11 protein-coding genes are annotated in these 14,619 nt (G+C 59.2%); 9 read left to right on the top strand and 2 right to left on the bottom strand.

Going from position 1 to position 14,619, the window contains the following annotated elements; translation table 11 throughout:
- Positions 1–149: 149 nt before the first annotated feature.
- The gene (locus GQF02_RS09810) at positions 150–4,109 is read left to right on the top strand and encodes an autotransporter domain-containing protein (protein ID WP_160796927.1); all 3,960 of its coding nucleotides are present in this window, start codon (positions 150–152) and stop codon (positions 4,107–4,109) included.
- Between the two features lie 11 nt (positions 4,110–4,120).
- Positions 4,121–4,948, top strand: a complete 828-nt coding sequence (locus GQF02_RS09805; protein WP_160796769.1) for an alpha/beta hydrolase — start codon at positions 4,121–4,123, stop codon at positions 4,946–4,948.
- 8 nt (positions 4,949–4,956) lie between these two features.
- On the opposite strand, the gene GQF02_RS09800 is transcribed toward GQF02_RS09805, so the two are convergent.
- The gene (locus tag GQF02_RS09800) at positions 4,957–5,304 is read right to left on the bottom strand and encodes a translation initiation factor Sui1 (protein ID WP_160796767.1); all 348 of its coding nucleotides are present in this window, start codon (positions 5,302–5,304) and stop codon (positions 4,957–4,959) included.
- Positions 5,301–8,702 carry a transcription-repair coupling factor gene (gene mfd / locus GQF02_RS09795; protein WP_160796765.1) on the bottom strand — a complete coding sequence of 1,134 codons (3,402 nt, stop codon included), beginning with the start codon at positions 8,700–8,702 and terminating at the stop codon, positions 5,301–5,303. Before mfd ends, GQF02_RS09800 begins: the two co-directional genes overlap by 4 nt.
- 107 nt (positions 8,703–8,809) lie before the next feature.
- Between mfd and GQF02_RS09790 the strand changes: the two genes are divergently transcribed.
- The 7 genes from GQF02_RS09790 to rplI all read left to right on the top strand — a co-directional run bounded on the left by GQF02_RS09790 (position 8,810) and on the right by rplI (position 14,583).
- The gene (locus tag GQF02_RS09790) at positions 8,810–12,091 is read left to right on the top strand and encodes a bifunctional diguanylate cyclase/phosphodiesterase (RefSeq protein ID WP_328698607.1); all 3,282 of its coding nucleotides are present in this window, start codon (positions 8,810–8,812) and stop codon (positions 12,089–12,091) included.
- Positions 12,092–12,104: 13 nt separating this feature from the next.
- Positions 12,105–12,851, top strand: coding sequence for a 23S rRNA (guanosine(2251)-2'-O)-methyltransferase RlmB (gene rlmB / locus GQF02_RS09785; RefSeq protein ID WP_160796763.1), 747 nt, complete (start codon positions 12,105–12,107; stop codon positions 12,849–12,851).
- A gap of 12 nt (positions 12,852–12,863) precedes the next feature.
- Entirely contained in the window at positions 12,864–13,073 is a 210-nt protein-coding gene (locus GQF02_RS09780) for a heavy-metal-associated domain-containing protein (RefSeq protein ID WP_124735657.1), read from the top strand.
- A 118-nt stretch (positions 13,074–13,191) separates the two neighbouring features.
- A complete protein-coding gene (rpsF, locus tag GQF02_RS09775; RefSeq protein WP_124735656.1) occupies positions 13,192–13,566 on the top strand; it encodes a 30S ribosomal protein S6 in 375 nt (124 codons plus the stop codon).
- A gap of 14 nt (positions 13,567–13,580) precedes the next feature.
- Positions 13,581–13,880 (top strand): primosomal replication protein N, encoded by a 300-nt coding sequence (priB, locus tag GQF02_RS09770; protein ID WP_160796761.1) that lies wholly within the window; start codon positions 13,581–13,583, stop codon positions 13,878–13,880.
- 4 nt (positions 13,881–13,884) lie between these two features.
- A complete protein-coding gene (gene rpsR, locus GQF02_RS09765) occupies positions 13,885–14,112 on the top strand; it encodes a 30S ribosomal protein S18 (RefSeq protein WP_124735654.1) in 228 nt (75 codons plus the stop codon).
- 21 nt (positions 14,113–14,133) lie between these two features.
- The gene (gene rplI, locus GQF02_RS09760; protein ID WP_124735653.1) at positions 14,134–14,583 is read left to right on the top strand and encodes a 50S ribosomal protein L9; all 450 of its coding nucleotides are present in this window, start codon (positions 14,134–14,136) and stop codon (positions 14,581–14,583) included.
- The last annotated feature ends 36 nt before the right edge of the window (positions 14,584–14,619 follow it).

The raw sequence follows: 14,619 nt of genomic DNA, 5'->3' as shown, positions 1-14,619 counted from the left end.
ACGGCAAAAAAGCGCGGCATGTAAGGTTTGGTAAGTTTTTAGCGAGTTTTTATCGATACGATAGCGGCATTGTATGGCTACGCATTTATGCGATGTGTGTTCATGCCGCGAGCCGGCTGCAGCCGGCCTTTATCTCAAGGAAAAACCGTATGAACAAGACTCACCGCATTGTCTGGTCGGCTGCCCGTCAGGCCTATATCGTCGCCCACGAACACGCCACCGCCTGCGGCAAGCCGGCATCGACCCGCGCCGCTGCCGTGGTGCTGGCCGGCCTGCTCGCCGCCGCCACACCGGCGCTGGCGACGCCGGTTCCCACCTGTAGTGAGTGGGGTGGCGAAAGTGTTGTCACCGGAAGCGCTACGAGTAGCTGTGTGGTTTTCGGTAGCTATGACGGCTCGGTCAATATCACCGTTAATGAGGGAGCCTCCATTGATGTGAGTGCCAGCTCGGATGGAGGCGATGCCATTTATGTCGAGTCTAGTGATACCGGTGGGGGTACTGTAGTCAAGGCTATCAATAATAAAGGTTCGCTGATTACTGGTGCCGGGTGGAATAATAGTGGGGGCTCGGCAGGCATTAAGGTTAGCGGTCATGTAGCCGTCAGTGGTGATATCACCCATAGTGGTACGATCAACACCGAGACCAATCCTGGTGATGATTTGGAGCGGCATGGCATCGCCATTGTTTCTGCTAATCCGGTGACTTTTTATGCCTTCAATCCTGTCAATCAAGTGGGCTCACCGGTGATTGAAGGTCAGGTGAAGGTTGAGAAAACGGGTGTTATCCATGCTTGGAATGGCGGTGACGGCATCCATGTTAAAGGCGATCGCTCGGATAATAGCCAGCTGCAGATCAAAGGTGGGATTGACAATGCAGGCACGATCTACGCGGAGGGAGAGGGCGCGGCAATTCGTGTCAATGACGCCACCGTCGGTCATATCAACAATAGCGGCCAGCTGATTACCTATGCCGCCGGCGACCCCGGTCTTGCGGGCGATCAAGGGCTGTACGTCGGCTCCAGTATTGTTAGTCACCACATCACAAACGCTGCAGGTGGCAAGATTAATAGCAATTACGCGGGTGTCGAAATTTACGGCAGTACGCTGGGTGGGGGGAAGGATGGCGACGGGGTTTTCAATCGCGGAGAAATAAATAGCGTTAATGGTACGGCCATATTGGTTAGCAACAGTACGATAAAAGGCGATATCCTCAACGAGGGGACGCTTTCCGCCTATAGCTCGGGTTATTCGCTCTCCAAGACTACAGTTGAAGGCGCTTTTGAAAACAAAAACACGATTACGACTACAGACGGAGAAGGTATTGTAGTTTCAAAATCGACTATTAAAGGAGTGGTTCGTAATTCCGGCACGATCCAGGCCGGCGAGCCTGGCGGTGGTGGGGATAATAATAGTGGGTATTATATTCAAGACTCGACATTGAAAGGCGGTCTGGAAAATACGGGCACTATTCTGGCAAATGAAGATGGTATCCGGTTTGAAGGTAGTGTCGTGGAGAAAGGGCAGGCTGGTAACGCTATTTCAAACGCTGGTAGTATTTCTGCTGGCGAGATTGGCATTGGGATTCTTGGTGCCGGAATCTGGGATGGTGACGATTATGTTGGAGAAAAGCCCAGTCTGGTTAATGGAAATATAGTCAATGGCGGTGATATTTACGCAGGCGAGTATGGGATTTATATTGACCAATCGGAAGTGACTGGCGATGTTGTCAATCATGGCTCGATCATAGCGGGTGATACTGAAAATTTTGAAGATAATTCAGATTCAGATGGTATTCATGTTGCAGCATCCACGATAAACGGTCGCCTGACTAATAGCGGCAGTATTCGCGCGCAAGATGATGCGATCATGCTTTCTGGTGATGATATTGCTGCAAAATTGACCGGCAGCCTGATTAATTTCAAAACCGGCACTCTGACGGCCAACGATGATGCTGTGGATATTGATGGTGCGGAGATTGGTGGCGAAATCCGTAACGAGGGCACTATAGTCGCCGGGGATAGTGGCTATGAAATCGAACGACTGAAGCTTACAGGTAATCTGATCAACACTGGGACGATTACGGCTAAAGACGATGGCTTGGATATAGCGGACTCAGTCATCAGTGGTGCCATCGTCAATAACGGCATCATCGTCGCTGACTACAAGGCGATTGCACTGTATGAGGGCACCACGGCCGCTGGCGTGACCATCGCCGGCATCGGCAGCAAGCCGGCCGTGCTCGACGGCAAGCAGTTTGCGCTGTTTGCGCAGGGGCAAACCGAAAACGAACTGCCGCTCGGCAGGGGCGCTATGCCTGTGGCCAGCTTTGGCGGCATCGCCCTCGCTGGCAGTACCCGCATTGTTGGCGATATCTACGCCCAGGCCGACGCGTTGACGGTCAAGGGTGCTGACAACCGCATCAGCGGTGCGATCGATGTGAAGCAACTAACGGTAGAAAGTGGCGGCGTACTGGTGCTGGACAGCCTAGCTTCCAGTAGCAAGGCGTGGATTGCCGCGCACCCGGATGCAGACGATCTGCCAACCCTTGCCGACGCGCTTAAAACCAGCGATGGTACTCACAACCACGGCCGCTTGGTGCTGGCCAAGGCAGAGAGCTACCAGATTATCGGTGACTACCACCAGACGACCGATGCGACGCTCTCCGTGCGCGCCACCGGCGACAAGACTTACAGTCAGCTGAAAGTCGAGGGTATGGCAGCGCTGGATTCTGGCACCAAGATTGACGTCGACGTGCGCCAGGATAGCGAGATCGCCGCCGGCGCCACCAGCTCCAACACGCTATTCACCACTAACCGCCTGGCTGGGGTGATCCAGGCGACTAACCTGGTGAGCGACGGCAAGTTCAGCGTCAGCGACAACTCGGCGCTGTTCGACTTCAGCGCGGAAATTGACAAGAATAACCTCAACAACGTTGACCTGGTGCTGAAAAAGCTGGTCACGATCGAGCAGGTGGTCAAGGACAACAAGGGCTCGGTACCGCTGGCAAGCCAGGACGCGGCGCGGGTGCTGGACAAGATTGCCGACCGTCTGGTGGCGAATGGCAACGCCGGGGCGATGGCGCCGGTGATCGACGCGCTGGGCAAACTGGGTACAGATACCGGTCTGGCGCAGGCTGTTGAGCAGCTAACGCCGGCCTTGCCGTCGGCAGCGCTGTCGGCGGTCAGCGACAGTCTGGGCGCGATCAACCGCGTGGTGCAGGCTCGCGTCGAGGGCAATATCGGCCTGTCGTCCGGCGACGAGCCTTCCGCCGAGCGCTATGTGTGGGTGAAGCCGTTCGGCTCCTACGCCAAGCAGGATGCGCGTAGCGAGACTTCCGGCTTCAAGGCCAACACCGGCGGGCTGGTGTTCGGCGCCGATGCGGCGATCAGCCCCAAGCTGCGCCTGGGCGCGGCGCTGGCCTACGCGCATAGCGATGTGGATGGCAAGTCTGCCTCCGCCCCGCAGTCGTCCAAGGTCGATGTGTATCAGCTGATTGGCTACGGCAGCGTGCAGTTGGACGCACGCACCGAGCTCAACTTCCAGCTCGATGCTGGCCGCAACCGCAATCAGGGCGAACGCCAGCTGTCGTTTATGGGGGTGAAAGCAAGTTCGGACTACGACAGCCTGAGCTATCACATGGGTGCCGGCATCGGCCGCACTTTTGCGCTGCCGCGCGAAATCACCACCACGCCGTCGCTGCGTGTGGATTACACGCGTATCAAGGAAGACGGGTACAGCGAGACGGGGGCTGGCGCGGCAAACCTGATCAACGGCAAGCGTTCGGTCGAACAGACGCTGCTGGCGGTCGACAACCGCTTCATGCTGCCGCTGAATGCGCGCCAGTCTGCGTCGCTGAACGCGGGTGCCGCCTACGACCTGATGAACGATGGTGCGGTGCTGACCTCGGCCTTCGCCGGCGAGAGCAGTGCCTTGTTTTCGACCGAGTCCTCCGGCCAGAGCCGCTGGCTGTGGCGCGCCGGCATCGGTCACACCTACAAGGCCGATACCGGCAAGGGTGGCCTGGAGCTGAGCACGCGTCTGGATGGCGAATGGCGCAAGGGCGGCTACAGCAATGCCACCGCCTCGGTTAAGGCACGTTACGCTTTCTAAGGAGAAGCTGTTTGACCACTGGTCTATCGATGCAAAGCCGCGGCAGGGTCCGCGGCTTTTTTGCCATCTGTTTGCTTGCTGTGCTGGCCGGCTGTGCCAGCGCGCCGCCGGCCAGTGTGGCGCTATCGGCGCAGGCCGATACGCGCTGGCAGCGCCATGCGCTGGCCGGGGCGGGCTTGCCGCTGGTTTACTGGCAACCGCGCCAGCCGCTAGCCGGGCAGACGCTGGTGGTGTATCTGGAGGGCGATGGCCGCGCGTATGCCAGCCGCGACATTGTGTCGGCCGACCCGACGCCGCAGCAGGCGCTGGCCTTGCAGCTGGCGCTTGTTGATGTGCGCCCGAATATCGCTTATCTGGGGCGGCCGTGCCAGTACGGCGGTGCGGATAGGCAGCCGTGTGCGCCGCGCTACTGGAGCAGCCACCGTTTTGCACCCGAGGTCGTCGACAGCCTGATGCGGGCGCTGGACAGGCTGAAGGCTGAAACCGGCGCGGGGTCGCTCGAGCTGATCGGCTATTCCGGCGGCGGGGCGCTGGCGGTGCTGCTGGCAGCGCGCCGCAACGATGTGGTGGCGGTGCAGACGGTGGCCGGCAATCTGGATCATGTGGCGTGGACCCGGCAACTGGGCTTGAGCCCGCTTGCCGGGTCGCTTAACGCCGCCGATGCCCTGCCCGCCATTGCTCATATCAGGCAGACGCACTGGGTGGGGGAGGCGGATCGGGTGGTGCCGCCTGCGCTGACGCAGGACGTGCTATCCCGTCATGCTTTGGCTGGCAGCCTGCGCGAGGTGGCGGCCGGACATCAAGAGGGCTGGCTGGCGGTCTGGCAGGGCCGGTACTGAGCGCAGTCTCAGCCGCCAGCCTTTTTCACCGTCCAGCCTTGCGCCTGCAGCAAGGGCAGCACCTTGTCGACGTGCCCGCCCTGAATTTCAATCACCCCATCTTTGACCGTGCCGCCGGCGCCGCAGAGCGTGCGCAGGCGTTTGGCAAAGGCGGCCAGCTCGTCGGCCATTAGCGGCACGCCGCTAATGGCGGTGACTTCCTTGCCGCGTCTTACTTCGCGGCGCACGCGCACCACGCCGTCGCCTTTGGGTGCTTGCGCCTTGCAGATGCAGGCTGCTTGCGGCTGGCCGCATTGCGGGCACATGGTGCCGTGTTCGGTGGAGTAAACCAGACCGCCTAATCCCTTGTGTTTCATTGCAGTGCTTTCAGTATTTCTTTGACTTTAATCACGCGCGCCGGCACGTCGTCCAGCTTCACTTCCACCCGCAGCTTGTCCGGCCCTGCCATCTTGTAGCCTTTGCCGCTTTGCATCAGCGCGATGATTTTCATCGGATCGATATCGGGCTTCTTGACGAAGGCCAGCTGGATGACGCTGTCGCTAGCTTCCAGCTTGGCGATGCCCAGCGGGCGTGCCATCAGGCGCAGCAGATGGCTTTCGATCAGCGTCTTGACCGCTTGCGGCGGCAGGCCGAAGCGGTCGATCAGTTCTTCGTAGATGGCGTCGATTTCTTCGCTGCTCTCGCAACTGGCCAGACGCTTGTAGATGACCAGCCGCTCGTGCACACCCGGGCAATAGGCGTCGGGTAACAGTGCCGGACTGTACAGGTTGATCTCGGTGGTCACGCCCAGCGGTGCATCCAGATCCGGCTCACGCCCTTTTTTCAGGTCGCGTACCGCCTGCTTGAGCATCTCGGTAAAGAGACCAAAACCCACTTCCTGCATCTCGCCCGACTGGCCCTCGCCCAGCACTTCACCGGCGCCGCGGATTTCCAGGTCGTGCATGGCCAGATAAAAGCCGGCGCCCAGCTCGCCGGAGAGCTGGATTGCTTCGAGGCGTTTTTGTGCGTCGCGCGTCATGCCGTCCGGGGTGAGCAGATAGGCATAGGCCTGATGGTGGCTGCGTCCGACGCGGCCGCGCAACTGGTGCAATTGCGCGAGGCCGAAGCGGTCGGCGCGGTTGATCAGGATGGTGTTGGCGTTGGGAATGTCGATGCCGGTTTCGATAATGGTCGAGCACAGCAGTACATTGCTGCGCTGCTGCATAAAGTCGCGCATGACCTGTTCCAGTTCCCGCTCAGCCAGCTGGCCATGGGCGACGGCGATACGCGCTTCGGGCACCAGTTCGGCCAGTTTCTGGCGCATGTTTTCTATGGTGTCGACTTCGTTGTGCAGGAAGAACACCTGACCGCCACGTTTGAGTTCGCGCAGCACCGCTTCGCGTATGACCGCGTTACGCGTCGGGCTGACGAAGGTCTTTACCGATAGCCGCCGGCTGGGGGCGGTGGCGATCACCGAAAAGTCGCGCAAGCCTTCGATCGCCATGGACAGCGTGCGCGGAATCGGCGTCGCGGTCATGGTCAGCACGTCGACGTTGGCTCTGAGGCGTTTGAGCTGCTCTTTCTGGCGTACGCCGAAACGGTGTTCCTCGTCGATGATGACCAGCCCCAGACGCTTGAACTGCACATCCGGCTGTACCAGCTTATGGGTGCCGATCACGATATCGACCGAACCGTCGGCCAGCCCAGCCAGCGCAGCCTTGGTTTCCTTGCCGCTGTTAAAGCGCGACAGTGCGGCGATTTTCACCGGCCAGTCGGCAAAGCGGTCGGCAAAACTTTGTGCATGCTGCTCGGCCAGCAGCGTGGTTGGCACCAGTACCGCCACCTGCTTGCCGCCCAGCACCGCGACAAAGGCGGCGCGTAGGGCGACCTCGGTCTTGCCGAAGCCGACATCGCCGCACACCAGGCGGTCCATGGGCTTGCCGGAGGTCATGTCGGCGATGACCGCGCTGATGGCATCGGCCTGATCCGGCGTTTCCTCGAAGCCGAAGCCGGCGGCAAAGGCGTCGTAATCGTGATGGCTCATGGCAAAGGCGTGGCCTTCGCGCGCCGCGCGTTGCGCGTACAGGTTCAACAGTTCGGCCGCGGTGTCGCGCGCCTTTTCTGCCGCCTTGCGCTTGGCCTTGTCCCATGCGGGATTACCCAGCTTGTGCAGTTGTACTTCGTCGCTGGCTTGACCTGCATAGCGCGAAATCAGCGCCAGTTGCGACACCGGTACATAGAGGATGGCGCCGTCGGCGTACTCCAGCTGCATCATCTCGGTTTCGCCCACGCCCAGGTCCAGGTTGACGAGGCCCTGATAGCGGCCAATGCCGTGTGCCTCGTGTACCACCGGGTCGCCGATCTTGATTTCGGCCAGATCGCGCAGCATGGCGTCGGTGCTGCCGGCCTTGCGCCGCCGGCTATGGCTGCGCGTGACATGCTGGTACAGCTCGGACTCGGTGACAACGGCAATGGCAGGCTCGGTGAGGGCAAAGCCGGCCCATAAGGGGCCCACGGCAATGGCGAGCCTGGCCTTGCTGTCGATAAAGCCGGCCCAGTCGTCGCACGCATGGGGCTTGATGCCGTTGTCGGCAAGAAACTGCAACAGGGTTTCGCGCCGGCCCAGACTCTCGGCCAGAATCAGTACGCGCGAGGCGGTGTTGCCGATAAATGCCGCCAGTTTTTGCAGTGGCGCATCGGCGCGGCGCTCGACCGCCAGCGGCGGCAAGGGCAACACCGGCAAGGCGGGCATGTCGCCGCTGCCGGCTTCAAAGCGTGCCAGTTGCTTGATTTGCCCCATCAGCGCGTCGGGGCGCAAAAAGACATCGGCCGGCGGCAGGATGGGCCGCTCGGGATCGTTTCGGCCCATCTGGTAGCGCGACTCGATATCGCGCCAGACGTTCTCCGCTTCTGTCTGCACATCATCCAGCAGTACGGCCAGCGGCGGCTGGCTGAAGTAGTCGAACAGGGTGGCGGTTTCGGCAAAAAACAGCGGCAGGTAATACTCGATGCCGGCCGGCCAGGCACCGGCCGAGACATCGCGGTAAATGCGGCTGCGGCTGGGATCGCCTTCCATGCGCTCGCGCCAGTGCTGGCGGAACGCGGTGACGCCGGCGTCGTCGCTCGGATATTCGCGCGCCGGCAGCATATGCACCTCGGGCAGCGGATAGAGCGTGCGCTGCGTGTCCGGGTCGAAGGTCTTGATGGTTTCGATTTCGTCGTCGAATAAATCGATGCGTAGCGGCAGGGCGCTGCCCATGGGGTAGAGGTCGATCAGCCCGCCGCGTATCGAAAACTCGCCCGGCGCCATGACCTGCGACACATGCTGATAGCCGCCGGCTACCAGGTCGGTGCGCAACTCTTCGCCGTCCAGCTTCTGCCCGGTCTTGAGGAAGAAAGTATGGGCGGCCAGAAAGGACGGCGGTGCCAGACGCACCATGGCCGTGGCCACCGGTGCAATCACCACCTCGCATGCCTTGTGGCGTATTTGCCATAGCGTGGCCAGCCGTTCGGACACCAGATCCGCATGCGGCGAAAAATGGTCGTAGGGCAGCGTTTCCCAGTCCGGCAGCAAGGCGACGCGGATGGCCGGCGCAAAAAAGGCAATTTCGGTTTTCAGGCGCTGGGCGGCTTGTGCCGATGCGCACAGCACCAGCAGGCACTGACCGGGACGCGCTTGTGCCGCGATCCAGGCCGAATCGGCACTTTGCGGCAAGGCGGCGATACGGGTTTTCTGGCCGGCAGCCGGCGCACTTGGCAGGGCTTTTAATGACATAAAGCTATACATTCAAGGGTAAGTGTTTATTATAAGCCTGATATGTCAAAGGGGCAGCTGCATATGGGCTTCTGGCGGGTAAGACGCATAAATAATAAGGGGGATGTGTGGGCGCACGTTTCAAGCTGAATGCCGGCATCGGCGCTGCGGTGCTGCTGGCCTTGAGCGGCCTGTGGCAAGGCGGGGCCGGGCTTGCCGCAGGTGCTGCGCAGTGGCTGGTGCATGGTGTGCTCATCTATCTGCTGCTTGTCCGGCAGCAGGATAGGCCCGGGCGCGGTTTGGGGGTCTGGTGGTGCCTGGGATGGCTGCCCTTGCTTTCGCTATGGCGTTTGCCGCTGGCCGATGCGCTACTGTGGTGTACTTCCTTGATGCTTACCATGGCAAGCCTGCAGCTTGCCTTGCGCTTGCGCCGTTATACCTTGGGTTCTGCTGACGAGTTGCTGCCGCTGGTGTTGAGCCTGCTCTTGCTTCCCGCCTTGTCGGCTGTTCTGCCTTTGCTGGTGTTGGCATGGTGGCGTGATGGGTTTCATCAGGCATGGTTGCTCAATGGTCTGCTGCAATGGGGGCAGGCTGCACTGGTGTTCTCCATGCTTGTTAGCTTTGCCTACCAGCGCCTTCCCAGCGTGCGAGCCTTGCTGGATTTGACGCTGATTGTGGGGGCGCAGTTAGTACTCTGGAGCTTTTTCAGTACGACACATGCCGTATTTTTTCCGCTGGAGTTGCTGTATTTCCCTCTGTTTTTGTGGGCAGGCAGCCGTTTTGGCATCGCCGGTCCTGCTGTTGTCGGCTTGTTGGCTTGCGTCTTGCCGGCAGCAAGCGATGCTGGCTTTATTTCCTCTTTCGAGCCGCAACTCCGTGCACTCTCGCTTTTGTTTGTGCAGATTTTGTGTTTCGCCTCGGCCCTGGCCTTGACGGTGGCTTTGGAGGGGCGGCGTCTGAAAGACAAAGCGCTCAAGGATTTCCGTTCCCGGGTCGGGACACTGATCGATCAAAGCCCGAATATTATTGCGTTCAAGGATATGCAGGGTCGTTACCTGATGGTTAACAAGGCTTGTGCACATCTGGTCGGCTCTAGTCCCGAGCTGATGATAGGCAAGACGCCGGAAGATCTGTTTCCGCCAGAGCAGGCTGATAAGCTTAATGCCTTAGGCGAGCGGGTGATGGCTAGTCTGGTGCCGTGCGAAGCCGAGGCGACCATGCTTGTGGCCGGGCAGGAGTTGACCTTGCTGGTGAGCCAGTTTCCATTGTTTGATAGTCATGGCCACCCGGCCGGGATTGGCACCATAGGGTCGGATATCAGCTTGCGCTATCAGGAGGAGAAGCAAAAGCGCGAGAGCATGGAGAAGTACCGTGCCGTTGTTGAGCAGTCGCTGGTGGGTATTTTTATTCAGCAAGATGGCTTGCTGATCTATGTGAACCCGACGCTGGCCCAGATGGGTGGCTACAGCGCGGATGAATTGCAGAATGTGCCTCTGGACTCGATGCTGGTCGAGGATGAAATTGAGCGCATTAACCAGCAGATTCTTCACCGGAAGCAGGCCAATCTGGAAATTTTGTGTTTTCCAACCCGTTTGAAGCATAAAAATGGCTCAGCCATCGATATAGAAGTTCATAGCCGGCTGATCGAATACGGTGGTCGCATGGCCTTTATCGGCGTGGCGATCAATGTGACCGATCGTGTGGCGGCACAAGGCGAGTTGCGCCTGGCTGCCAAGGTGTTCGAAAACTCGGCGGAAGGCATCCTGATTGCGGATGCCGCAGGTGTGATAGTTACTGTCAACGAGGCTTTCAGCCGCATTACTGGCTACAGCCGGCAGGAGGCGGTAGGGCGCTGCTCGCGCATGCTGCGTGATCTGGATGTCAATGGCGGCTTGCGTGAGGACCTGGCGCGCTGCGGACATTGGCAGGGCGAAATGTATGATCGCCGCAAGAGCGGCGAATGGTATCCGGCCGAGCTGACCATTTCTGCCGTGCGGGATGGCGATGGCGGGATGCTTAATTATGTAGGGGTCTTTGCCGATATCACCGAGCGCAAGCAGGCTGAAGAACGTCTGCATTTTCTGGCCAATCACGATCCGCTGACCACCTTGCCCAATCGTTCGCACCTGATCGGTCACCTGGATACTGCGCTGGGCGGGGGGGGCGATGATGGCTTTAGTCTGGCGCTGATGTATATCGATATTGACCGCTTCAAGCTGATTAATGATTCATTTGGTCATCGCACTGGCGACGATATCTTGTGTGAGATTTCCCGCCGTCTGACCTATGTGTCCGGACGTTATGGCATGGTCGCGCGTTTGGGGGGCGATGAATTTACCCTGATCGTCGAGGAGTACGAGGGCTTGGAGCAGTTGGGCCGGATCGCAGAAGAGGTGCAGGCCGAGCTGGCTAAACCTTTGCAGGCCGAGGGGCAGGTGTTATTTGTGACCGGCAGTATCGGTATCAGCCTGTATCCGCATGATGGCGAGGATGCGCATACCTTGCTGAAAAATGCCGATGCCGCCATGCATCGCGCCAAAGAGCGGGGCAAGAATACCTGGCAGTTCTTCGATGCTGATATGAATACGCAGTCGGTTGAACGCTTGCTGCTGGAAAACGCCCTGCGTCAGGCGCTGGAAAAGAACGAATTCGAGTTGCATTACCAGCCGCAGGTGGATAGCAATACCCTGCAGCTGGTTGGCGTCGAAACCCTGATCCGCTGGCGTCATCCGCAGCTGGGGCTGGTGTCGCCGGCCCGCTTCATTCCGCTGGCCGAGGAAACCGGCCTGATCAAGCCGATCGGTGCCTGGGTGTTGCAAGAGGCGTGCCGCCAGCTGGCGCGCTGGGATGAGGCCGGGCAGATCGTGCCACGGGTGGCCGTCAATTTGTCGCCGCGCCAGCTGGAGCAGGGTAATTTGCTGGCAGTGGTGGATGCAGCGCTGGAGGGGGCCGCTATCGATGCCGAGCGTCTGGAGCTGGAAATCACCGAGAGCATGCTGATGCAAAGGCCGGAAGAAGCGGTTCGCATCCTGAATCAGCTCAAAATGCTGGGCGTAAAACTGTCGATTGATGATTTCGGCACCGGCTATTCTTCCTTGTCCATGCTTAAGCGTTTCCCGCTGGACTACCTGAAAATAGACCGCTCTTTTGTCGAGGGCTTGCCGGGAGATGATGACAGTGCCGCCATTACCCAGGCGATTATCGCCATGGCGCGCAAGCTGCGTTATACCGTGATTGCCGAAGGCGTAGAAACCGCCGAGCAAGGAGATTTTCTGTGCCGCAACGGCTGCAATATCCTGCAGGGCTATTATTACAGTCGCCCGCTGCCGGTTGCCGAGCTGGATGCGTTTTTTTCACGCCATGCCGTGGCGGTCAGGGCGCGAGCCGGAGTAGAATGCGCCGTTTTGTAGGGAGTGACATCAGGTGAGCAACCGCAAACTTATCCATGGCTTTCACGCGGTGAATGCCCGCCTGTGGCAGAACCCGAAAAGCCTGATTGAAATTTATGTAGCCGGCGGCCGTCAGGATGCGCGCACCAAAGAAGTTCTGGACAAGGCCGGTGCCGAAAACGTCAAACTGCACATCGTCGACAAGGCGCGCATGGACAGCATGACCGGCAATGCCCGCCATCAGGGCGTGGCCGCCGTGATCGATGCCAGCCGAAATTATGTGGATCTGGACGATGTGCTGGACCATATCAGCGAGCCGCCGCTATTGCTGATCCTCGACGGCGTGACCGACCCGCACAATCTGGGCGCCTGCCTGCGCGTCGCCGACGCCATGGGCGTACATGCGGTGATCGCCCCGAAGGATCGTTCGGCCGGCATTAACGCTACCGTCAGTAAAGTCGCCTGTGGCGCGGCCGAAGTGGTGCCCTATATCACCGTGACCAATCTGGCGCGAACCATCCGCGACCTGAAGGATATGGGCGTATGGATAGCCGGCACCACCATGGAAACCGAAACCGACCTTTACCACTTCGATGCCTCAGGCCCCTTGGCCTGGGTGATGGGTAACGAAGGCGAGGGCATGCGCCGCCTGACGCGCGATCTGTGCGATGTGCTGGTGTCCATCCCGATGTTCGGTACGGTGGAAAGCCTGAACGTGTCGGTCTCCTCCGGCATGGTGTTGTCCGAAAGCCGCCGCCAGCGCGTGCTGGCCGGCAAATAAAGGAGTCGCAAGATGCAAAAACTGGTTTTGCAGGTTGCCGGCATGAGCTGTGGCGGTTGCGTCGCCGGGGTGACCCGTGCGGTCGAAGCGCTCGATGGTGTGCATGGCGTGACGGTTGATTTGTCCAGCGGCCGGGTCGAAGTCGAGTACGACGGCTCGCTGCCTTCGCGTGAAGAAGTCATCGACGCCATTGCCGACGCCGGTTTTGAAGTTGTAGCCTGATCCGGAAGCGGCGGTTGTGCATTTGCCATGTACGGCAAAAATGCGTACAATCCGCCGGCTTTAACCCTTGCCTTTTGCTATCGCATGGCAAAAGGCTTCACAGCCACAAGGAGTTTACATGCGTCATTACGAAATCGTGTTCATCGTCCACCCGGACCAGAGCGAGCAGGTTCCGGCCATGATCGAACGCTACAAGGGCATGGTCCTGGGCGCCGAAGGCCTGATCCACCGTCTGGAAGACTGGGGTCGTCGTCAACTGGCTTACCCAATCCAGAAAGTTCACAAAGCTCACTACGTTCTGATGAACGTAGAGTGCAAGGTTGAAACCCTGGCTGAAATCGAGCACGCCTTCAAATTCAACGATGCCGTTCTGCGTCACCTGACTATCAAAATGGACAGCGCGATCACCGAAGCGTCCCCGATGATGAAGGATGAAAAGGCCAAGAGCCTGCTGGAAACCCAGCCGGCTGCTGAAGCCGAGGTTGCTGCCTGATTTCAGGTAACACCTTGCAGAACAGACTGGTACTGACTGCGACGGTTGAACGTGAAGATGTCCTGAGATACACCCCCGCCGGCGTGCCGGTGCTGGAAATGTGGCTCAGACACCAATCACGGCAGACCGAAGCGGGGGCCGAGCGTGATGTGATCTGTGAAATCCAGTCCGTCATGGTGGGCGAAGCGTGTCGGGCATGGGCCGGACGCGTGGCCGGGCAGGAATTGACCGTCAGCGGTTTTCTCTGTCAGCGCAGCTTGCGCAACCCCCGGTTAGTACTACATATCGAATCCGCAGAATTTGTAAAAGGTTAACAAAATGGCTCGTCAACTCTTCAAGCGCAAGAAGTTCTGCCGCTTTACGGCAGAAGGCATCAAGCATGTCGATTACAAAGCAACCGACCTGCTGAAGGATTTCATTGCCGAAAACGGCAAGATCATCCCAGCCCGTATCACCGGCACCAAGGCACGCTATCAGCGTCAGCTGACGACCGCAGTCAAGCGCGCTCGTTTCCTGGCTTTCCTGCCTTACACCGACCAGCACTAAACCGAGAAGAAAGGATAAACAATGCAAATCATTCTCCTCGAGAAAGTCGCTAACCTGGGTAACCTGGGTGATGTTGTAACCGTTAAAGACGGCTACGCACGTAACTTCCTGGTACCACAAGGCAAGGCCAAGCGTGCAAACGCCGCTAACCTGGCAGCTTTTGAAGCCCGCCGTGCCGAACTGGAAGCCAAGCAAGCCGAGATCCTGGCCGATGCCAAGGTTCGTGGCGAGAAGCTGGAAGGCGCCAACATCACTATCGCCCAGAAGGCCGGTGTTGATGGCCGTCTGTTCGGTTCCGTGACCAACGCCGACATCGCCGAAGCCATCACCGCTTCCGGCGTGGCTGTGATCCGTTCCGAAGTTCGTATGCCTAATGGCCAGCTGAAGGCTATCGGCGAATACGATCTGGAAATCGCACTGCATCACGACGTAGTCGTGAACGTTGTGATCACCGTGGTAGCTGAAGCCTGATTTTCAGGTCTCGCTGCACGAAAAAAGCCGGCTCAA

This window comes from Craterilacuibacter sinensis, from assembly GCF_009831765.1.
Classification (GTDB): domain Bacteria; phylum Pseudomonadota; class Gammaproteobacteria; order Burkholderiales; family Chromobacteriaceae; genus Craterilacuibacter; species Craterilacuibacter sinensis.
The sequence above is the reverse complement of the archived record's forward strand: the minus strand, read 5'-3'. Positions and strand labels throughout refer to the sequence as shown.